Annotated in this window: 19 protein-coding genes; 12 read left to right on the plus strand and 7 right to left on the minus strand. The window is 72.6% G+C overall.

The genetic code is table 11. The features are described 5' to 3' along the window. Positions 1 to 70 precede the first annotated feature (70 nt). The 3 genes from D0Y53_RS04470 to D0Y53_RS04480 all read left to right on the plus strand — a co-directional run bounded on the left by D0Y53_RS04470 (position 71) and on the right by D0Y53_RS04480 (position 3161). Positions 71 to 334 (plus strand): hypothetical protein, encoded by a 264-nt coding sequence (locus D0Y53_RS04470; protein WP_117201995.1) that lies wholly within the window; start codon positions 71 to 73, stop codon positions 332 to 334. Between the two features lie 95 nt (positions 335 to 429). Further along, entirely contained in the window at positions 430 to 1689 is a 1260-nt protein-coding gene (locus tag D0Y53_RS04475; protein WP_117201996.1) for an amidohydrolase, read from the plus strand. Continuing rightward, positions 1686 to 3161, plus strand: a complete 1476-nt coding sequence (locus D0Y53_RS04480) for an MFS transporter (RefSeq protein WP_117202072.1) — start codon at positions 1686 to 1688, stop codon at positions 3159 to 3161. The genes D0Y53_RS04475 and D0Y53_RS04480 overlap by 4 nt, the downstream gene beginning before the upstream one ends. 108 nt (positions 3162 to 3269) lie before the next feature. On the opposite strand, the gene D0Y53_RS04485 is transcribed toward D0Y53_RS04480, so the two are convergent. Next, positions 3270 to 4076: a dioxygenase family protein gene (locus tag D0Y53_RS04485; protein ID WP_117202073.1), complete on the minus strand. Its 807-nt coding sequence runs from the start codon at positions 4074 to 4076 to the stop codon at positions 3270 to 3272. A gap of 120 nt (positions 4077 to 4196) precedes the next feature. Further along, positions 4197 to 4610, minus strand: coding sequence for a DoxX family protein (locus D0Y53_RS04490; RefSeq protein WP_117201997.1), 414 nt, complete (start codon positions 4608 to 4610; stop codon positions 4197 to 4199). Between the two features lie 189 nt (positions 4611 to 4799). Between D0Y53_RS04490 and D0Y53_RS04495 the strand changes: the two genes are divergently transcribed. The 9 genes from D0Y53_RS04495 (at position 4800) to hemC (ending at position 12922) form a co-directional block, all read left to right on the plus strand. Beyond that, the gene (locus tag D0Y53_RS04495; protein WP_117201998.1) at positions 4800 to 5699 is read left to right on the plus strand and encodes a LysR family transcriptional regulator; all 900 of its coding nucleotides are present in this window, start codon (positions 4800 to 4802) and stop codon (positions 5697 to 5699) included. A 161-nt stretch (positions 5700 to 5860) separates the two neighbouring features. Beyond that, a complete protein-coding gene (locus tag D0Y53_RS04500; RefSeq protein ID WP_117201999.1) occupies positions 5861 to 6256 on the plus strand; it encodes a cupin domain-containing protein in 396 nt (131 codons plus the stop codon). A gap of 386 nt (positions 6257 to 6642) precedes the next feature. Further along, positions 6643 to 7263 (plus strand): hypothetical protein, encoded by a 621-nt coding sequence (locus tag D0Y53_RS04505; RefSeq protein ID WP_117202000.1) that lies wholly within the window; start codon positions 6643 to 6645, stop codon positions 7261 to 7263. Positions 7264 to 7606: 343 nt separating this feature from the next. Next, complete coding sequence (locus D0Y53_RS04510) at positions 7607 to 8293, plus strand: hypothetical protein (protein ID WP_117202001.1); 687 nt, start codon at positions 7607 to 7609, stop codon at positions 8291 to 8293. A 3-nt stretch (positions 8294 to 8296) separates the two neighbouring features. Continuing rightward, positions 8297 to 8953, plus strand: a complete 657-nt coding sequence (locus D0Y53_RS04515) for a helix-turn-helix transcriptional regulator (RefSeq protein WP_117202002.1) — start codon at positions 8297 to 8299, stop codon at positions 8951 to 8953. Between the two features lie 77 nt (positions 8954 to 9030). Then, positions 9031 to 9720: an alpha/beta hydrolase gene (locus tag D0Y53_RS04520; RefSeq protein WP_117202003.1), complete on the plus strand. Its 690-nt coding sequence runs from the start codon at positions 9031 to 9033 to the stop codon at positions 9718 to 9720. 2 nt (positions 9721 to 9722) lie between these two features. Then, complete coding sequence (locus D0Y53_RS04525; protein WP_117202004.1) at positions 9723 to 10787, plus strand: sensor histidine kinase; 1065 nt, start codon at positions 9723 to 9725, stop codon at positions 10785 to 10787. 62 nt (positions 10788 to 10849) lie between these two features. Continuing rightward, positions 10850 to 11578 (plus strand): LytR/AlgR family response regulator transcription factor, encoded by a 729-nt coding sequence (locus tag D0Y53_RS04530; RefSeq protein WP_117202005.1) that lies wholly within the window; start codon positions 10850 to 10852, stop codon positions 11576 to 11578. A gap of 420 nt (positions 11579 to 11998) precedes the next feature. Beyond that, positions 11999 to 12922 carry a hydroxymethylbilane synthase gene (gene hemC / locus D0Y53_RS04535; RefSeq protein WP_117202006.1) on the plus strand — a complete coding sequence of 308 codons (924 nt, stop codon included), beginning with the start codon at positions 11999 to 12001 and terminating at the stop codon, positions 12920 to 12922. Here hemC and D0Y53_RS04540 read toward each other — a convergent pair. From D0Y53_RS04540 to D0Y53_RS04560, 5 genes are all read right to left on the minus strand, one after another. After that, positions 12910 to 13584, minus strand: coding sequence for a DUF481 domain-containing protein (locus D0Y53_RS04540; protein ID WP_117202007.1), 675 nt, complete (start codon positions 13582 to 13584; stop codon positions 12910 to 12912). The two genes, hemC and D0Y53_RS04540, sit on opposite strands and share 13 nt — an antisense overlap. A gap of 85 nt (positions 13585 to 13669) precedes the next feature. Next, positions 13670 to 14626 carry a dimethyl sulfoxide reductase anchor subunit family protein gene (locus D0Y53_RS04545; RefSeq protein WP_117202008.1) on the minus strand — a complete coding sequence of 319 codons (957 nt, stop codon included), beginning with the start codon at positions 14624 to 14626 and terminating at the stop codon, positions 13670 to 13672. Between the two features lie 34 nt (positions 14627 to 14660). Continuing rightward, positions 14661 to 15014 carry a heavy metal-binding domain-containing protein gene (locus tag D0Y53_RS04550; protein ID WP_117202009.1) on the minus strand — a complete coding sequence of 118 codons (354 nt, stop codon included), beginning with the start codon at positions 15012 to 15014 and terminating at the stop codon, positions 14661 to 14663. A gap of 52 nt (positions 15015 to 15066) precedes the next feature. Then, positions 15067 to 15900 (minus strand): 4Fe-4S dicluster domain-containing protein, encoded by an 834-nt coding sequence (locus tag D0Y53_RS04555; protein ID WP_117202010.1) that lies wholly within the window; start codon positions 15898 to 15900, stop codon positions 15067 to 15069. Next, positions 15897 to 19037 carry a molybdopterin oxidoreductase family protein gene (locus D0Y53_RS04560; protein ID WP_158550572.1) on the minus strand — a complete coding sequence of 1047 codons (3141 nt, stop codon included), beginning with the start codon at positions 19035 to 19037 and terminating at the stop codon, positions 15897 to 15899. Before D0Y53_RS04560 ends, D0Y53_RS04555 begins: the two co-directional genes overlap by 4 nt. Between the last annotated feature and the right edge of the window lie 72 nt (positions 19038 to 19109).

Raw genomic sequence — 19109 nt, forward strand, 5'->3', positions numbered from 1 at the left:
CGGGTCAGAGCAGGTTTTTCAAGAGGCCTGCGTGGGCCAGAATGGGCCTCCTCCCGCAAGGCGCCGCCAGATGGCAGACCGGAACCGGTTTCTCGATGCGCTCGACCTCCACGTGGTCGGGATCGCGGCGATCCCGCTCGTGCTTGCCGCCTTGCTGCCGTTTGCGTGGGTGCCCTGGCTGGTCGCGGTGCTGCCGCTGGGACGGCTGGCCACGCGCGCTTCGGACCTGCGCCGTTCCGGGACATCGCCTCTGCCGCACCTGCTGGTCAACGGGCTGGTGGTGATGCTTGCCACGGCGCTGGGCTTCGCGCTGTCGCCGGCGCCCGCCGGCTGACCGGCCAACGCAACCGGGCCGGCGCCGCTGCACGGGCCTTCACATGCCCCCGGCGTACCTTTGAGGGCCCCGACGGCAGCCGGACAGGTGCGCCCATGAACCCCCTGGCCCAGGCCCTCGAATCCCGCCACGCCGCGCTGGCGCCGGAGCTGCTGGCGATCTACCGCGACCTGCACCGGCACCCCGAGCTGTCGATGCAGGAGCGGCGCACGGCGGCCATCGCCGCGGACTACATCGAAAAGCTCGGCTATGCGGTCACCCGCGGGGTCGGCGTCACCGGCGTGGTCGGCGTGCTGCGCAACGGCGACGGCCCCACGGTGATGCTGCGCGCCGACATGGACGCCCTGCCGATGGACGAGGACACCGGCCTGCCGTATGCGAGCGAAGTCGCCGGCGTCGCGCATTCCTGCGGCCACGACCTGCACGTGGCCTGGCTGCTGGGCGCCGCGCGGGTGCTCGCCGAGGCGCGCGAAGCGTGGCGGGGCACGGCGGTCGTCGCCTTCCAGCCGGGCGAGGAAGTGGCGCAGGGCGCGAGCGCGATGGTCGCCGACTGGGACAAGGCGGGGCTGCCGCATCCGGACGTGGTCCTCGGCCAGCACGTGATGGTCGGTCCGGCCGGGTCCGTGAGCTACCGCGCCGGAGTCATCCTCTCGGCGGGCGACAGCCTGCAGGTGACGCTGTTCGGCCGCGGCTCTCACGGCTCGCAGCCGCAGACCGCGATCGATCCGGTGGTGATGGCGGCCGCGACCGTGCTGCGGCTGCAGACCATCGTCGCGCGCGAGGTCTCGCCGCTGGACAGCGCGGTGCTGACCGTCGGCGCGCTGCAGGCCGGCACCAAGGAAAACATCATTCCCGACGACGCCACCATCAAGCTCAACCTGCGCAGCTACGACGAGGGCGTGCGCGAGCACATGCTGCAGGCGGTGCGGCGCATCTGCCGCGCCGAGTGCGAGGCCTCGAACGCGCCGCAGCCGCCGGAGTTCGCCACCCTCAGCAGCTATCCGCCGACCGACAACGACCGCGAGGCGACGGCGCGGGTGGTGGCTGCGTTCCGCGCGCAGTTCGGCGACGCGGCGTACGAAAGCAAGCCGATGGCGGCCAGCGAGGACTTCAGCGTGTTCGGCCGCAGCTGGGGCGTGCCCTACGTGTTCTGGTTCGTCGGCGGCACCGATCCGGCGGTGCATGCGCGGGCGAAGGCCGAAGGCACGCTCAACAAGCTGCCCAGCAACCATTCGCCGCGCTTCGCGCCGGTGCTCGATCCGACCCTGAAGACCGGCTTGCAGGCGCTGCTCGGCGCGGCGTCGGCGTGGCTGTGCGCGCCGGCCGGGGCGGCGGCGCGGGCAGGTGCCGCATGAGCACGACCGCGGCAACGGCGCCCGCCGCCGACGCCGGCTTCGTCGGCAACGACCGCCTGCTGTTCGGCATGATCCTGGGCGTGGTCACGTTCTGGCTGTTCGCCCAGACCACGCTCAACATCGCGCCGGACATGCAGCGCGATCTCGGGATCGCCGCCGGCACCATGAACAACGCGGTGGCGATGGCGGCGCTGTTCTCCGGCATCTTCATCGTGGTGATGGGCGGCCTGGCCGACCGGCTCGGGCGCATGCGCATCCTCCGGACCGGCTTCGTGCTCGGGATCGCCGGCTCGCTGCTGGTGGGGCTGGCGCCGTCCGGCGCGCTGGCCGCGCCGATGCTGCTGCTCGGCCGCGCGGTGCAGGGCCTGTCGGCGGCCTGCATCATGCCCGCCAGCCTGGCGCTGGTGAAAGCGTACTGGGACGGCGCCGGGCGCCAGCGCGCGGTGAGTCTGTGGTCGATCGGCTCGTGGGGCGGTTCGGGGCTGGCGGCGTTGTTCGGCGGTTACATGGCGCAGTCGCTGGGTTGGCGCTGGATCTTCTTCATCTCGGTGGCGGTGTCGCTGCTCGGCCTGTGGCTGGTGCGCGGCACGCCGGAGAGCAAGGCGGCGGCGGTGCAGGGCTACCGCTTCGACCTGCCGGGGGTGATCGCCTTCATGGTGGCGATGGTGGCGCTGCAGGTGCTGGTGACCCAGGGCAGCACGCTGGGCTGGGGCAGTCCGCTGGCGATCGGGCTGGCCATCGCCTTCGTCGTGGCCGCGGTCGCGTTCTTCCGCATCGAGGCCGGCAACGCGCACGGCTTCGTCGACTTCCGCCTGTTCCGCAACCGCGTCTACACCGGCGCCACGCTGTCCAATTTCCTGGTCAACGCGACCGTGGGCATGCAGCTGGTGTCGCTGCAGCTGGTGCAGGTGGGCGGCGGCATGAGCGCGCAGCAGGCGGGACTGCTGACGCTGGGCTACGCGATCGCGATCATCGCCTTCATCCGCGTGGGCGAGAAGCTGCTGCAGCGCTTCGGCCCGCGCAAGCCGATGGTCTGGGGCTGCGCGATCACCGGCGTCGCGATCGCCTGCCTGATGCCGACCAACATCATGCTCGACGCCTATCGCGTGGTCGCGGTGGCCGGCTACACGCTGTTCGGCCTGGGGCTGGCGTTCTACGCCACGCCGTCCACCGATGCCGCGCTGTCGAGCCTGCCGATGGACCAGTCGGGCGCGGGCGCGGGCATCTACAAGATGGCCTCGTCGCTGGGCGCGGCACTGGGCGTGGCGGTGTCCGGCGCGATCTTCACCGCTCTGGGGGCTGCCGGCGAGGGCATCCGCTGGCTGGAAGGCGTGATCACCTTCCAGGGCCGGGTCGACAACCTGGCCGTGCGCGAGGCCGCGATGGTGGCGCTGGGCTTCAACCTGCTGATGGTGGCGGTGGCGATCGCCTCGATCCTGCTGACGATCCCGGCGGGCAAGCGCGGGAAATGACGCGTGCGCGATGCCGCCGGTCTTTCAGGTGGCGGCTCTTTCAGGCGGCGTCGTCGACGTCTTGCGTCCACTCGAGGAAATCGCGCGCTGCGCTGCGCCGAGGGCCGTTCATGCGGTCGCCTCCGGCGCGAGGCCTTGCGGCAGGCCGAAGCCGAACGAATCCATCGACAGCACGTCGTAGGTCATGCCGCCTTCGACCAGCGACGCGGTGTCGTTGTCGCCGCTGGCGCCGAGCGCGACCAGCAGCGGCAGGTAATGCTCCTCGGTGGGATGCGCGCGTGCGGCGTGCGGGGCGCGCGCGCGGTAGTGCAGCAGTGCGTCGATGTCGCGACGGCGCACCGCGGCGGCCACCCAGTCGGCGAACGCCTGCGCGTACTCCGGGTCGCGGATGTGCTGGCGGAATTCGTAGAGGTTGTGGGTCAGGCTGCCCGACCCCAGCACCAGAACGCCGCGCGCGCGCAGCGGCGCCAGCGCCCGACCCAGCCGCAAGGCACCGGCCGTGTCCAGGTCGTGCGGCAGCGAGACCTGGAACACCGGCACGTCGGCGGCGGGCCTGAGGTAGCGCATCGGTACCCAGGCGCCGTGGTCGAGGCCGCGCCGCGGGTCGACGCCTGCGTCGAAACCGGCGTCGGCCAGCATCCTCGCCGCTTCGCCCGCTAGGGCCGGAGCGCCGGGCGGGGTGTACTGCAGCGCGTACAGCGGCGGCGGGAAGCCGCCGAAGTCGTGGAGGGTCTCCGGTGCCGGACTGGTGGCCACGCGCACGCCGCGGGTCTGCCAGTGCGGCGACACGATCGCCACCGCGGTCAGCTCGGGCAGCGCACGGCCGATCCGCTGCAGCGCGGGGCCGAGCAGGCCCGGCTCCAGCGCGAACATCGGCGAGCCGTGGGAGACGAACAGGGACGGGGCGAGGGTCATGGCGGACTCCGGAAAAAGGCCGCGGGCGCGCATGCGCCCGGGCCGTGGATCGGATGTCGATCGGGGAAGTCGATCGCCGGATTTCACCCGGGTGGGATCCCGGGCGGGCCGGAAGGCGGGTCAGGCGGTGGCCGGCGACGCGCCCGAGGATGCGCGCCGGCGCGACCAGGCGGCGTCGAGGCTGAGCGCGCCGGCGCCCTGCGCCGTCAGCATCAGGAAACCGCCGGCCATGGCCACGTTCTTCCAGAAGTGGATGGCCTGCGCGCCATCGCCGAGGTTGCCGTGGAACAGCGCCGCGGCGGCCAGCGAGAATGCGGCCAGCGCCACCGCGATCCAGCGGGTGAAGCCACCGGCGAGGATGGCCAGGCCGCCACCGAGTTCCAGCGCGATCACCAGCGGCAGCAGGCCGCCGGGCACGCCCACGGCCTCCATGTACTGCTGGGTGGCGGCGTAGCCGGCGATCTTGCCCCAGCCGGAAATGATGAAGATCAGCGACAGGCCGAGGCGGCCGAGCAGCGAGAAGGTAGCGTTCATGGCGGCACTCCGTTGTGTGTGGCGGGTGGTGGGGCCCGGGTGGCCGGCGCCGGAGACGAGGAGGTTCATTGGCTCGATTCTGGTGGCGGCGCCCGGAGGTGGGCTTGGCGGTCACTCTATTGATCTGTATGTTCAATATAAACAGCGATTTGATTGACTTATTGTCAATTAAAAAGGAACAATCGAGCCATGCTCGATCTGCAGCAACTGGCCAGCTTCGTCGCCGTGGTGAACGCCGGCAGCTTCGTCGGCGCCGCCGAGGTCACCGGGCTGTCGAAGGCGGCGGTCTCGCGGCAGGTGGCCGAGTTGGAAGCGCGCCTGGGCGTGCGCCTGCTCCATCGCACCACCCGGCGCCTGTCGCTGACCGACGATGGCCAGCGCTTCTTCGCCGGCGCCGTCGCGTTGCTGGCCGACGCCGGCGAACTGGAAGCCGAGACGAGTTCCAGCAGCGGCGAGGCGACCGGCGTGCTGCGGATCAACGCGCCGCTGACCTTCGGCAACCTGCACCTGGCGCCGTTGTGGCCGGCTTTCCTGGCGGCGAACCCGAAGGTCGCGCTCGACATCACCCTGAACGATCGCGTGGTCGATCTGGTGGAGGAGGGCTACGACGTCGCCGTGCGCATCACCAACCTCGCCAGTTCGCAACTGAGCAGCCGGCGCCTGGCGAGCACGCGGATCGTGCTGTGCGCGTCGCCCGCCTATCTCGCCGCGCACGGCGCGCCGTCGCATCCGCACGAGCTTGCGGGGCACCAGGTGATTTCCTATGCGTACTGGACCGGCGGCGACGACTGGCGTTTCACCGGTGCGCAAGGCGAGGCGCGGGTGCGCGTGCGGCCGCGCATCCACACCAACAGCGGCGATACCTGCCGCCGCGCCGCGCTGCAGGGACAAGGCATCGTCCTGCAGCCGGACTTCCTGGTCGGCGACGACCTGCGCCGCGGCGACCTGGTCGAACTGCTGCCGGGCTGGCGCTCGATCGAGCTGGGCATCCACGCCGTCTACGCGTCGCGCAAGCACCTGCCGATGAAGACCCGGCACCTGATCGACTTCCTGGTCGAGGCCTTCGCCGCGCCGCCGTGGGCGGCCTGAACTCACGGACGCGGCTGCCCGCAGCGGCCGCCCCCGGCCGGCGGCCCCGCCCTTCCACGCCCGGCAGTCGGGCGTGCCTTGCCGCCAACCATTGACCTGCGTCAACGGCCGGTCACGGGCGCGCGCCTACGCTGCCGGTTCCGCTGCGATGGAGGTGTGCCGTGGCCGTGTTCCTGGGTGCAATCAAGAAACTGGCGAAACGCAACAAGGATTTCAGGCGCGAGCTGGCGACCAATGCGCACAGTCAGCTGGTGCTGATGTGCCTGGAGCCGGACGAGGACATCGGCGAGGAGGTCCACGAGGAGGTCGACCAGGCGTTCGTGGTGGTCAAGGGCAAGGGCGAGGCGGTGCTCGACGGCGTGCGCAGGCCGCTGCGCAAAGGCGCGCTGCTGATCGTCCCGGCCGGCACCCGCCACAACCTGGTCAATGTCGGCGACCAGCGGCTGCGGCTGTACACGCTTTACGCGCCGCCGCAGCATCCGCCCGGCACCGTGCACGCCACCCGCGCCGAAGCGCTGGCCGCGGAGGCGGAGCGCGCGGCGACGACCGACGCCTGAGCCGCGGCCGGGCGTTCGCGCGACCGGCGGCGCCCGCCGCCGTGCGGCTGCGGCGTCCGCACGGCGCTGCGTCCGCGCAGCGCTGCACTGCGCCCGCATCGATAGGCATCGGCTTGCGACCTTGCCACGTCGCGCGGCTGCGCCGAGTCCGCGCAGCATTGCGCCTGCGTCGCTCGGCGCCCTGCACGCCGGGCCGCAGGTCGGCACGCCGTGCCGCCTTCGCTGCGCCCCCGCTGCCGGCGCGCGCCCGCTTCCGTGGCGTGAGCGCGGCGCTCACCCCGCCGTGCCGTGGCGCTAACGGCGGCCTTGGGAAGATCCGCCGGCATCGCGCGGGTGACCGCTCGTGCGTCGCCGCGAATCCGCAACCCCCAGCCTGGAGTCCCCGCATGGCCAAGCGCGTATACGACAACGAGCAACTCAACGAACTGCTGTATCAGGCCCTGGAAACCGAGATCGGCGGCATCGCCGTCTACGAGACGGCGGTCCGGTGCGCGGTCAACGACGACCTGCGCCGGGAATGGCACGAATACCTGGAGCAGACCCGCACCCACCGCGAGGTGCTGTTGTCGGTGTTCGAGGCGCTCGGGCTGGACCCGGCGCGGCAGACCCCGGGCCGGCAGGTGGTCGCACATCTGGGCACATCGCTGGTCAAGGCCATGCGCATGGCGCAGAAAGCCGGCGACGCCGCCGCCGCCGAACGGGTCGCGGGCGAATGCGTGGTCCTGGCCGAGACCAAGGACCACCTCAACTGGGAACTGATCGGCCACGTCGCCGAGCACGGCCGCGGCGAGCACGCCTCGGTGCTGCGGCGGGCGTTCGCGGCGGTGGAGAAGGACGAGGACCACCACCTCTACCACACCGCCGGCTGGACCCGCGAACTGTGGATCGACACGCTCGGTCTGCCGGCGGTGCTGCCGCCGCCGGAGGAGGTCAAGCAGGTCGAAACCGCGATCGGCGCCGCGCGCGCGGAACAGCAGCGCGGGGCGATGCTCGACAAGCGGCACTGAGGTGCCGCGCCCGCGCCGGCGGCCCGACGGGCCAAGGCGTGGCGTGCCGGCGACCCGGCCATGCGCGCGTGCGCAGCGGCGCCGGGTCCGTGTCTGGCGGACCGGCCCCGCGGACGCGGCCTCGGCCCGGGCGCCGCAGCGACGCCGGGCGGGTGCCGACGGCGCGGCTCCGGCGCGGCGTCCTTGCGCGCCGGGGTCCGACGCGCCTGGTTCCGGCGCCATGGCTGGCCGCAATTGCCGACAGGGGCTGCGTGGCAGCTTTACACATATTCGACTGACATGTAGGGTGAAAGCGCGCAGGCTAGCCGCAGTCGCATTCCGCGACGCCATCGGGACCCTCGTCATGTCCACTCCGCTCAAGCTCCTCGGCCTCGCCAGCGCGCTGGCACTGGCCGCCTGCACCCAGACCCCGCCGCCGGCCGCGCCGGAAGCCGCCGCCCCGACCGAGGCCGCCCCGGCCGAGCCCGCTCCCGCCCCGGCCGCCGCCGCGGTCCCCGCGCCGCAGCTGCAGGCCGCGATGCGCGACCTGTGGCACGGCCACATCGTCCACACCCGCGACTACGCGCTGGCCGTGCACGCCGGCAACGCCGCCGACGCCAAGGCCGCGGCCGACGCGGTGGTCGCCAATGCCAAGGACATCGCCAACGCGGTCGCCGGCTTCTACGGCCAGGCCGGTGGCGACCAGATGCTGACCCTGCTGGCCGGCCACTGGGGCGCGGTGCAGGCGCTGACCGACGCGCGCGCCAAGAACGACACCGCCGGCGCCGACAAGGCGTTCGCCGACCTCACCGCCAACGCCGGCGAGATCGCCAAGTTCCTCGCCGCGGCCAACCCGAACCTGCCCGAGGACACCGTCCGCGGCCTGCTGCTGGCGCACGGCGCGCACCATTCCTCGCAGATCGACCTGATCCTGAAGGACGACACCGCCGGCGAAGCCGCCGAATGGACCGCGATGCAGGCGCACATGGACTCCATCGCCGATGCGCTGGCCGCGGCGATCGCCAAGCAGTTCCCGGACAAGGCGAGCTGATCCGTGGCGCAGGCACTGGCGCGCCTGGGCGACACCCAGCAGCGGCTGCTTCGGCAGCTGCTGCTGGCCGCCGAAGGCTGCGGGGTCGAGGAATTGTGCGAGCGGCTGCACGTCAGCCACAACGCGGTGCGCCAGCACCTGACCGCACTGACCGTGCGCGGCTACGTCGAGCGGGTGCAGTCGCGCCCGACCGGCGGCCGCCCGCAGGCGCGTTTCGCCCTGACCGTCGAAGGTCGCGAGCTGTTTCCGCGCAACTATGGCGCCATCGCCGCGGCGTTGCTGGCGCAGCTGCACACGCGCATGGGCGAGGCCGAGGTCGGCGCCCTGCTGCAGGAACTCGGCGCCACCGTCGCCGCCACGCAGCCGACGCTGCAGGCCGGCGAAGGCTCCGAGGCCCTGGCGCGCGCGCTGGCGCAGCGGCTGGACGCGCTGGGCTACGAGGCGCTGCCGGCGCGGCACGGCGAGGAATGGCAGGTGGAGGCCTTCAACTGCGTGTTCCATGCGCTGGCGCGGCAGCACCCGCAGGTGTGCAAGTTCGACCTGGCCTACATGGAGGCGGCCACCGGGCGCCGCATCCACCACATGGAATGCATCGTCCGCGGCGGCCATGTCTGCCGCTTCCGGATCGGGCCGGAGCACGCGCGCGGCACGCCCGCGTAGCAGCGGCTGCAATTGCGCGGATCCCCGGAGCGCGGCCGCGGCCGCGCCTGCGGGGCCGCCATGCCTACAATGCGGCAATGGACCTCGATGCCGCCCTGGACACCGTCGAACACGAGACCGCCGCCGCACCGCAATGGACGGTGCTGTGGCTGCACGGCCTGGGCGCCGACGGCCACGATTTCGCCCCGATCGTGCCGGAGCTGGTGCGCGGCGACTGGCCGCCGCTGCGCTTCGTGTTCCCGCACGCGCCGCTGCGCACGGTGACGATCAACGCCGGCGCGCGCATGCGCGCCTGGTACGACATCCGCGACTTCAGCGCCGACGAGCTGGGCGGCGGCGGACGCGCCGACCGCGACGGCGTGCTGCACTCCGTGCGCAAGGTCGAGGTGCTGATCGCGCGCGAGGGCGAGCGCGGGATCCCGCCGCAACGGCTGATCCTGGCCGGCTTCTCGCAGGGCGGGGCGATCGCGCTGGCCGCGGGCCTGCGCCGGACCCGGCCGCTGGCCGGGCTGGTGGCGCTGTCGACCTATCTGCCGCTGCCGCCGCCGGCCGACCTGGCGCCGGACGCGCGCGCGCAACCGGTGTTCATGGCCCATGGCCTGCAGGATCCGGTGGTGCCCTACGCCGCCGGCGAGCGCAGCACCGGCGCCCTGCACGCGCTCGGCTTCGCGCTGGAATGGCACTGCTACGCGATGGGGCATACGGTGTGCGCGGAGGAAATCCGCGACCTCGGCGACTGGCTGTCGCGGCGTTTCGCCGCGGGCTGAGCATGCATCCGGCGCGCAGCGGCGACTCCGAACCCTGGCTGCCGGACCTGTGCCGCCTGCCGCGACTGGCGATGATGTTCGGCGTCGCCGAACTGGTGGTGCTGGTGCTGGCGCTGGCGCCCGACGGCGGCACCCGCTGGACCCCGGAGCGGGTGGTGTCCGCCAGCGGCTTCGCGCTGTGGCTGGCGCTGACCATCGCAGTGCTGCTGTGCGCTTCGCGCCGGCAGCTCTCGCGCCTGCCCAAGGCGCTGGGCGCGCTGGCCGCGGTCGCGGCGGCGACGCTGGTGGCGCTGCTCGGCGCGGCATTGCTGCACCAGCTCGACCGCAGCCTCGGCTACGGCCTGGTGCCGGCCGGGGTGCGGCTGCCGCAGTTCGCGCTCGGCAGCGCGGCGATCGCGGCGCTGATCACCGCGGTGGTGCTGCGCTACCTGTACGCGGTCGACGGCTGGCAGGCGCAGGTGCGTGCCAGCGCGCGCGCGCAGGCCGACGCACTGCAGGCGCGGATCAAGCCGCATTTCCTGTTCAACAGCCTGAACGCGATCGCCGGCCTGGTGCGGCGCGACCCGGCGCTGGCCGAGCGCGCGCTGCTGGACCTGTCGGACCTGTTCCGCGCCGCGCTGGGCGCCGGCGAGTCCGATTCCAGCCTGCGCGAGGAAGTGGAACTGGCCGAGCGCTACCTGGCGATCGAAGCGCTGCGTCTGGGGCCGCGGCTGCAGGTCGCCTGGGAGCGCCGCGAACCCTTGCCCTGGGACCAGCCGCTGCCGCGATTGCTGCTGCAGCCGCTGGTCGAGAATGCGGTGCTGCACGGCATCGCGCGGCTGCCGCAGGGCGGCACCGTGGAGATCGCGCTGGAGGTGCAGGCGCAGCGGCTGCGGATCGCGGTGCGCAACCCGGCGCCGCCGCCGCGCGAGCGCGATGGCGGTGGCGCGCAGCACGCCCAGCGCAGCATCGGCCATCGCCTGGCCTACGCGTTCGGCCCGCAGGCGGGCATGACGTCGGCCTGGGAGGCGGGCTACTATCGCTGCGAACTGCAATTGCCGCTCGCGGCCCCGGTGCCAGCCGGCTGAAGCGGACGCGGCGGCGCGCGCGCAGTGCTGGCGAGGGCGACACCATGTCCATGGCGGCTCCCATGAAGGTCGTGATCGTCGATGACGAACCGCTGGCGCGCGCGCGCCTGCGTGAGCTGCTGGCCGCGCAGCCCGGCGTCGAGGTGGTGGCCGAGGCCGGCGACGGCCACGCCGCGTTGCACGCCTGCGCCGAGCACGCCCCGGACCTGGTGCTGCTGGATATCGCCATGCCCGGGATCGACGGCCTGGAGGCCGCGCGCCACCTGGCCGCATTCGAGCCGCGCCCGGCGGTGGTGTTCTGCACCGCCTACGACGCGCATGCGCTGTCGGCGTTCGACGCGCAGGCGATCGACTATCTGGTCAAGCCGGTGCGTCCCGAGCGCCTGGCCGCCGCGCTGGAGCGCGTGCGCACCTTCGCCGCCGGCCGCGACCAGGCCGGCGCCGCGCAGCCCGGCCAGGCCCGCACCCACCTGTGCGCGCGCCTGCGCGGCAGCTTGCGCCTGATCCCGGTCGAGGACGTGCACTACCTGCAGGCCGAGGAAAAGTACGTCGTCGTCCACCACGCCCGCGGCGAGGACCTGATCGAGGAATCGCTGAAGTCGCTGGAGGAGGAATTCGGCGAGCGTTTCGTGCGCATCCACCGCAACTGCCTGGTGGCGCGGCACGAGATCCTCGAACTCAGGCGCGGCGCCGACGGCCACATGCAGGCGCTGCTGCGCCACGGCGAGCGCCCGCTGGAAGTCAGCCGCCGCTGCGTGGCCGCCCTGCGCGAGACGATCCGGCGCTTGTAGCCGGCCCCACGGCCCCCTCCCGCGCCGGGCCACTCCCTCGCCCCGGGCTACTCCCTCCTCGCCCCGCGCCGCGCTGCGCAAGTCTTCCACCTTCGCCACTCGCCGCGCCGGGCTGCTCACCGCGCCCTGTTCCACGCCGGGCTGCCCTCTCACCCCCGTCCCCGCCGGGCCACTCCCTCGCCCCGTCCCCGCCGGACCACTCCCTCGCCCCGCTTGCGGGGAGAGGGACAGCCGTGCGCAGCACGGCAGGGTGAGGGGGTGCGGCTCGACGCGCGGATCGAGTGACGACGCACCCGCTTGTCGTCGCTCCGCCGGCCTCTCATCCGCCTGCGGCACCTGCTCCCCGCAGGCGGGGTGCAGGGAACGGCACCTCAACGCAGGGGAGAGGGGAAAGGCCGCCGCATGGTCGATAATGCCGGCATGACCATCCTGCGCATCGCCACCCGCAAGAGCCCGCTTGCGCTGTGGCAAACCGAACACGTCGCGGCGGCGCTGCGCGCCGCGCACCCCGGGCTGGCGGTGGAACTGGTGCCGCTGTCGACCCGCGGCGACGAGGTGCTGGACCGCTCGCTGGCGGCGATCGGCGGCAAGGGCCTGTTCCTCAAGGAGCTGGAGCTGGCGATGCAGCGCGGCGATGCCGACTGCGCGGTGCACTCGCTCAAGGACGTGCCGATGGAGCTGGAGCCGGGGTTCGCGCTGGCGGCGGTCCTGCAGCGCGGCGATCCGGCCGACGCCTTCGTCAGCAACCAGTGCGACACCCTGGACGCGCTGCCGGCGGGCGCGCGCGTGGGTACTTCCTCACTGCGCCGGCAGGCGCAACTGCGCGCGCAGCGCCCGGACCTGCAGCTGCTGGACTTGCGCGGCAACGTCAACACCCGCCTGGCGAAACTCGACGCCGGCGCCTACGACGCGATCGTGCTCGCCTGCGCCGGGCTGCAGCGGCTGGGCTTCGACGCCCGCATCCGCACGCGGCTGCAGCCGCCGCAGTGGCTGCCGGCACCGGCGCAGGGCGCGATCGCGATCGAATGCCGCGACGACGATGCCGCCACGCTGGCGCTGTGCGCGGCGCTCGACCACGCCGACACCCGCACCTGCAGCGACGCCGAGCGGGCGATGAACCGCGCCCTGCACGGCAGCTGCCACGTACCGGTCGCCGCGTTCGCGCGGCTGGACGGCGCGCAACTGGCGCTCGACGGCCTGGTCGGCTCCGCCGCCGACGGCACCCTGGTGCGCGCGCAGGCGCTCGGCCGCAGCGATGCGCCCGACGCGCTCGGCCTGCGGGTGGCGCAGCAGCTGCTGCAGGCCGGCGCCGGCGCCCTGCTGCCGTCGCCTCAGAACGCGTAGCGCAATTGCACGGTGCCCTGGGTGGTGGTGTCCGCGGCGGCGCTGTCGTGGCGCAATTCCAGCCGCGAGTGCAGGGTCCAGTTGGGTTGCAGCACCAGCTCCAGCAGCAGCGAGTTGCGCAGGTAGGTGTCGTGGCGCCCGGTTTCCACCTGCAGCTGCTGGCGCAGTTGCGCACGCTCGCCCAGCCGTTGGGTCCAGTCGACGCGACCCCGCGCGACCGGGCCGGTGCCGGCGGTGCCGTCGTCGACGTAGGGTTGCAGGCGGTAGCCGCTGCCGAGCTCGATCCGCAGTTGCGTGTCCGGTTGCCGGATCGCCTCGATGCCGTAGCGCGCGCCGAGCCGCCAGTTGCTGCCGTAGGTGCCGAGCCAGTCGCTGCGCGAGGCCGGGACGTACAGGCCGCCGCCGGCCGCGGGCGGCAGCGGCGCCGGCAGCGCGAACGGATCGCGCGCCGCATGCACGGCGAACACCGGCGCCGGCGGCAACGCCCAACCCGCCTGCAGGCAGGCCAGGCTGCGGCAGGGGCGTTGCAGCGACGCGCGGCCGCCGGCGAGCGCGACGACCGCGGGCACGTCCGCTATCGCCGCGTCGACATCCGCGGCCTGCGGCAGCGGCTGCACGAACACGGGCGGGACGAGCACGGCGAGCCACCAGGCCGCGAACATCGCGCAACTCCTGACTGCGGGAAGCGGCGATTATGCGGGCGTATTCAGCGATCCCGAAATCCGCGCGCCGGCGCTGCGACGCCGGTCAGTAGTACAGCGTGACCAGGTGCCGCGCCTGGGCGAAGAACAGCCAGCGCTCGACGAACGCTCCGGCCAGCGCCGCCAGCGCCGCCAGCCCCAGCCAGGCGCCCGCGTCGATGCCCGGCACCCGTCCGAGCGCGAACAGGCACGCGATCGGCACTACCGCGAACAGCGCCAGCGCCAGCCCGCGCAGCCGCTGCGCGTGCCTGCGCGCGAGCACGAACGCCATCTCCCGGGTCAGGTAGTTGGCCTCGGTATGCGGGCGCTCCAGCACGCTCACGTTGCGTTGCGGCAGGCCGAGGGCGTCGCCGCGCGTGGCCGGCAACGCGGCGGCGTCGATCGCGCGCCAGTAATGCAGCTTCAGCGCGCCGAGCAGCGCCGCCAGCACGATCCCGGCCTTGGCCGCGGCGGGCGTCGGCGGCGTTCCCGCCAGCGCCGCCAGCATCGCCAGCAACAGGCCGCCGCACAGCAGCGCGAAGCCCAGATATCCCGGCAGCACCAGCGGGTGCCGCCAGGCCGGGATCGGCTTGAGCGAGACGTAGATCATCGCGGTGCAGACCACCGTCGCCAGCGCGCAAGCCATCAGCGCGCAGGCGACCGCGACGCCGGCCGCGCTCAGGGCGGGCGTGGTGCCCGACGCGTGCGCGCCAAGCGTCGCCGGCAACAGCGCCGCGGCGAACAGCAGCGCTGGCACGTAGGTCAGCAGCGCGGCCACGGCCTCGCGCGACAGCCACGAGCTGCGCCATTGCGAAAACGCGCGCCAGGCGCGCAGCGGCTTGCCCAGGTGCCAGAACGAGGCCAGCAGGCCGGCGCTGGCCAGCACCAGCGCCAGCAGCGTGGCGACCAGCAACGCGCGCGCCGGGACGCCGCCGGCCAGCGCGGCAAGTGCGCTGCAGAACAGCAGCCCGTAGCCGGCGCCCGACAGCGTGGTGAAGAAGATGACCGAGAGCGCGGGGTTCATGCGCGCGCCGCCGGCGTGGCGCGATCGCGGCCGCTCATGCCGCTTCCACCACCACCGCGGTGCCCGACACCGACACCATCAGCATGCTGCCGCCGTCCTGCACCTGGATGGTCTCGTAGTCCAGGTCCACGCCGACCACGGCATTGGCGCCCAGTTCGCGCGCCTGCTCGAGCATGTCCTCGACCGCTTCCTGCTTGGCCTTGCGCAGCACCTTCTCGTAGCTGCCCGAGCGGCCGCCGACCAGGTCGCGGATGCCGGCGAAGAAGTCGCGGAACAGGTTGGCGCCCAGGATCGCGTCGCCGCCGACCAGGCCCTTGTAGGCGAGGATGCGGCGGCCTTCGATGGTGTGGGTGGTCGAGACCAATTCGATGGGTTTGTTGCTGCTCATGTGGGTTCCCGCATGTCGGTTTGCGTTCGTGCTGGGCTGCTGCCGACGGCATTCATCGGCGCAGGAGCCGGTCGAGCCACTTGCGCGTGTCGCGCCCGGCCGCGCTGTCTTCCGCAGCGGCGTCCGCGGCGTCGCCGTCGCCCGCGCGCCGCGGCCGCGGCGGCAGGTAGCGGTTGACCGGCTGGTAGCCCAGCTGCGGCAGCAGCGCGACGCCGCCGCGCGCGGCGACCCGTTGCGAGACCTCCGAGTCCGGGTCGCCGAGGTCGCCGAACATGCGCGCCCGGGTCGGGCAGGCCTGCACGCAGGCCGGCTGCCGCTCGCTCTCTTCCAGGTGCTCGTTGTAGATCCGGTCCACGCACAGCGTGCATTTCTTCATCACGCCTTCGACCACGCTGTACTCGCGCGCGCCGTAGGGACAGGCCCAACTGCACAGCTTGCAGCCGATGCACTTGTCCTCGTCCACCAGCACGATGCCGTCCTCGGCGCGCTTGTAGCTGGCGCCGGTCGGGCACACGGTCACGCACGCGGGCTGTTCGCAGTGCAGGCACGAACGCGGGAAGTGCAGGGTCTGCGCCGGCTGGGGAGCGCTTGCGACGTGCGTCGTAGCGCAGGTCGCGCTCCCTTGCGCGCCATCGCGCTGCGCGCGCTGGCCGGTCGATCCGGTCGCGTCGGCAGCCGGGACTGCTTCCAGCTCGTAGCTGTGCACGCGGTTGAACCAGACGCCATCGGGGTCCTTGCCGTAGGGATCGGTGTCGGTCAGCGGCCCGGCGATGCCGCCGGCGTTCCATTCCTTGCAGCTCACCGCGCAGGCATGGCAGCCGACGCAGATGTCCAGGTCGATCACCAGCCCGAGCTTCTTCTTCGACGGCGGCGGCAGCGCGGTCACGGGCCAGCCTCCCTGCGCGGCGCGTCCGGCGCCGCCTGGCTGCGGTGTTGCGCGTTGCGCAGGCGCGCGCCGTAGCGCAGCGGGCGCGCGTCGGCTTCGGCGAAGGCCAGTTCCGGCAGTTGCGGCGCGCTTGCGCCGGCCTGCGCGGCCTGCACCTTGCGGATCGACACCCGCAGGTCGAACCACGCCGCCTGTCCGGTGACCGGGTCGGCGTTGGCGTAATCGCCCTTCGGCGTCACGTCCGAGATCAGGTAGTTGAGCAGGAAGCCCTGCTGCGACTCCGGCGCATCCTTGGCCAGGCGCCAGGCGCGTTTGCGCTTGCCGATCGCGTTCCAGCTCCAGACCGTGTCCGGCTGCACGTTGGCGGCGAACTTCGCCTGCACGGTGATGCGGCCGTGGTGCGAGGCGACCTCGATCCAGTCCCCGTCGGCAATGCCGTATGCCGCGCCGGTGCCCGGATGCAGGTACAGGAAGTTGCGCGTGGCGATCTGCCGCAGCCACGCGTTCTGCGAGCCCCAGGCGTGGTACATGAACATCGGCCGCTGGGTGACGGCGTGCAGCGGGTAGCGCGGTGGCCGGCGTTCGCCCTCACCCCATCCCTCTCCCGCGGGCGGGAGAGGGGGAGCAGGTGCCATGCGGGAGTCGCTGCGATCGCCCGCGCCGGGATCCTGCGGCTGCAGGATTTCGGCTTGCGCGGATTCGAAGGGCTCGTACCAGATCGGCAACGGGTCGAAATAGGTCGCCACCCGTGCGCGATGCTGCGCCGGCGGTTGCACCCGGCCATGGCCGAGCGCGGCGAGCCGGAACTTCTGCAGCGGTTCGCAATACAGCTGCAGCACGATCGGCGCGGTCGAGGCGACAAAACCCAGGCGCTGCGCCCACTCCAGGTAGCCGCGGTTGGCCATCTTGTAATAACGCGCGTGTTCGGGGATTTCCTGCCGCCAGTGGCCGTTGTTGGCGATGTAGGCGTCCAGCTGCGCCGGGTTCGGCGCCCCCTTGCCGTGCTGGCTGCCGTCGGCGCCGCGCCAGCCGGCGAGCAGGCCGACGCCGGGCGCGCGTTCGTGGCGCACGATGTAGTCGGCGTAGTCGCGGTAGGCCGGCGAGCCGTCGGCGTGGACCATGCCCGGCAACCCCAGCCGCGCGCCCAGCTCCAGCAGCACCGACTGGAAGCCGCGTACGTCGCGTCCCGGCGCCTGGGTCGCGGCCTCCAGCACCGGATGCCGGATCGCGTCGGCGACGCCGTCGGCATCGGAGATCGGGCGATCGAGCAGGCTGATCGCGTCGAAGCGTTCCAGGTAGGTGGTATCGGGCAGCACCAGGTCGGCGTAGGCGACCATTTCGCTGGCGTACGCATCGCTGTAGATGATGCGGGGGATGCGGTAGTCGCCGCTTGCGTCCTTGTCGGTCAGCCAGTGCAGGGTCTCGCGCGTGTTCATCGCCGAGTTCCAGCTCATGTTGGCCATGAACATCAGCAGGGTGTCGATCTTCTGTGCGCTGTTACCGGACACGTTGCCGGCCCAGGCATTGCGCAACAGGGTATGCATCATCCCGTGCGCGGCCAGCGGGTAGGCCCAGGAGAAGGCATGGTCGATGCGGCGCGGCTCGCCGTCGGCATCCACCAGCAGGTCCTCGGGCCCGTGCACGAAACCGAGCGGGCCGGCGTCCAGCGATCCGTCCTCGCGCCGCGTGCGGCCCGGGCGGTTGGGCAACGGGATCGGCTTCGGGTACGGCGGCTGGTAGCGGAACGAACCCGGCGCGTCGACCGCGCCCAGCAGCAACTGCAACAGGTGCAGCGCGCGGCAGGTGTGGAAACCGTTGCTGTGCGCGCTGATGCCGCGCATCGCGTGCATCGCCACCGGGCGGCCGGTCATTTCCGCGTGTTCGCGGCCCCAGGCATCGGTCCAGGCGATCGGCAGGCTGAGCTTGCTGTCGAAGGCGGCCTGCGCCAGCTCGCGCGCGATCCGGCGGATGGTGGCGGCGGGGATGCCGCAGCGTGCGCTCACCGCCTCCGGCGCGTACTGCGGATCGAGGTAGCGCTCGGCCAGCAGCTGGAACACCGGCACCGCGCGGCGGCCGTCGGGCAGGGTGTATTCGCCGACCACGGCAGGGGAAATGTCGATGGCGTCGGCGCGCGCCGTTGCCCCCTCCCCTGCGAAGGCAGGGGAGGGCTGGGGAGGGGTTGCTCTTGGCTGCGGAGCATCCGATGCCCGCGGAGCATCCGCGCTAAAAGCCACCCCCTCCCCACCTCCCCCTGCCTTCGCAGGGGGAGGAGCAGAGGCGTTGCGATCCCAGCACAACGGATGCCCGTCCGCGTCGCGCGCGAACAGGCCGTCATCGCCGCCGCCGGGATTGCGCAGCACCAGCCAGTGGGCGTTGGCGTAGCGCACCAGGTAGTCCAGGTCGATGCGGTCGCTGCGCAGCAGCTCGTGGATCAGGGCGAAGGCGAACAGGCCGTCGGTGCCGGGGCGGATGCCGATCCACTCGTCGGCGATCGCGCCGTAGCCCGAGCGCACCGGGTTGACCGCGACGATCTTGGCGCCCCGCGCCTTCAATTTGCCCAGGCCGAGCTTGATCGGGTTGGAGTCGTGGTCCTCGGCCACGCCCCACAGCATCAGGTACTGCGTGTGCTCCCAGTCCGGCTCGCCGAATTCCCAGAAGCTGCCGCCCAGGGTGTACAGCCCGGCCGCGGCCATGTTGACCGAGCAGAAACCGCCGTGCGCGGCGTAGTTGAGGGTGCCGAACTGCTGCGCCCACCAGCCGGTCAGCGCCTGCGACTGGTCGCGGCCGGTGAAGAACGCCAGCTCGTCGGGGTTGCGTGCGCGGATCGGCGCCAGCCAGTCGGTCGCGATCCGCAGCGCCTCCTCCCACTCGATCTCGCGGAACTCGCCGCTGCCGCGTTCGCCCACCCGCAGCAGCGGTTTGTGGAGCCGCGCCGGCGAGTAGTGCTGCATGATCCCGGCCGCGCCCTTGGCGCAGAGCACGCCCTGGTTGACCGGGTGCGCCGGGTTGCCCTGGATGTAGCGGATCTGCCCGTCCTGCAGCCACACCTTGATGCCGCAACGGCAGGCGCACATGTAGCAGGTGGTGGTCTTGGCCTCCCCGGGCGAGGGCGAGGTATTGAGCGGGGGCTCGCGCATGCCGGCATTGTGCATGCGGGCGCGGCGGAAGTCGCGGCGCGACGCGCCGGTGCCGCCAGCCTGGCCGGCGGC

The organism is Cognatiluteimonas weifangensis (assembly GCF_003416885.1).
Lineage (GTDB): Bacteria > Pseudomonadota > Gammaproteobacteria > Xanthomonadales > Xanthomonadaceae > Cognatiluteimonas > Cognatiluteimonas weifangensis.

What these genes read in the sequence shown, in the direction of transcription:
- D0Y53_RS04470 (WP_117201995.1), top strand. Translation starts at nt 71, where the DNA reads ATGGCAGACCGGAACCGGTTTCTCGATGCGCTCGACCTCCACGTGGTC.
- D0Y53_RS04475 (WP_117201996.1), top strand. Translation starts at nt 430, where the DNA reads ATGAACCCCCTGGCCCAGGCCCTCGAATCCCGCCACGCCGCGCTGGCG.
- D0Y53_RS04480 (WP_117202072.1), top strand. Translation starts at nt 1,686, where the DNA reads ATGAGCACGACCGCGGCAACGGCGCCCGCCGCCGACGCCGGCTTCGTC.
- D0Y53_RS04485 (WP_117202073.1), bottom strand. Translation starts at nt 4,076, where the DNA reads ATGACCCTCGCCCCGTCCCTGTTCGTCTCCCACGGCTCGCCGATGTTC.
- D0Y53_RS04490 (WP_117201997.1), bottom strand. Translation starts at nt 4,610, where the DNA reads ATGAACGCTACCTTCTCGCTGCTCGGCCGCCTCGGCCTGTCGCTGATC.
- D0Y53_RS04495 (WP_117201998.1), top strand. Translation starts at nt 4,800, where the DNA reads ATGCTCGATCTGCAGCAACTGGCCAGCTTCGTCGCCGTGGTGAACGCC.
- D0Y53_RS04505 (WP_117202000.1), top strand. Translation starts at nt 6,643, where the DNA reads ATGGCCAAGCGCGTATACGACAACGAGCAACTCAACGAACTGCTGTAT.
- D0Y53_RS04510 (WP_117202001.1), top strand. Translation starts at nt 7,607, where the DNA reads ATGTCCACTCCGCTCAAGCTCCTCGGCCTCGCCAGCGCGCTGGCACTG.
- D0Y53_RS04520 (WP_117202003.1), top strand. Translation starts at nt 9,031, where the DNA reads ATGGACCTCGATGCCGCCCTGGACACCGTCGAACACGAGACCGCCGCC.
- D0Y53_RS04525 (WP_117202004.1), top strand. Translation starts at nt 9,723, where the DNA reads ATGCATCCGGCGCGCAGCGGCGACTCCGAACCCTGGCTGCCGGACCTG.
- D0Y53_RS04530 (WP_117202005.1), top strand. Translation starts at nt 10,850, where the DNA reads ATGAAGGTCGTGATCGTCGATGACGAACCGCTGGCGCGCGCGCGCCTG.
- hemC (WP_117202006.1), top strand. Translation starts at nt 11,999, where the DNA reads ATGACCATCCTGCGCATCGCCACCCGCAAGAGCCCGCTTGCGCTGTGG.
- D0Y53_RS04540 (WP_117202007.1), bottom strand. Translation starts at nt 13,584, where the DNA reads ATGTTCGCGGCCTGGTGGCTCGCCGTGCTCGTCCCGCCCGTGTTCGTG.
- D0Y53_RS04545 (WP_117202008.1), bottom strand. Translation starts at nt 14,626, where the DNA reads ATGAACCCCGCGCTCTCGGTCATCTTCTTCACCACGCTGTCGGGCGCC.
- D0Y53_RS04550 (WP_117202009.1), bottom strand. Translation starts at nt 15,014, where the DNA reads ATGAGCAGCAACAAACCCATCGAATTGGTCTCGACCACCCACACCATC.
- D0Y53_RS04560 (WP_158550572.1), bottom strand. Translation starts at nt 19,037, where the DNA reads ATGCGCGAGCCCCCGCTCAATACCTCGCCCTCGCCCGGGGAGGCCAAG.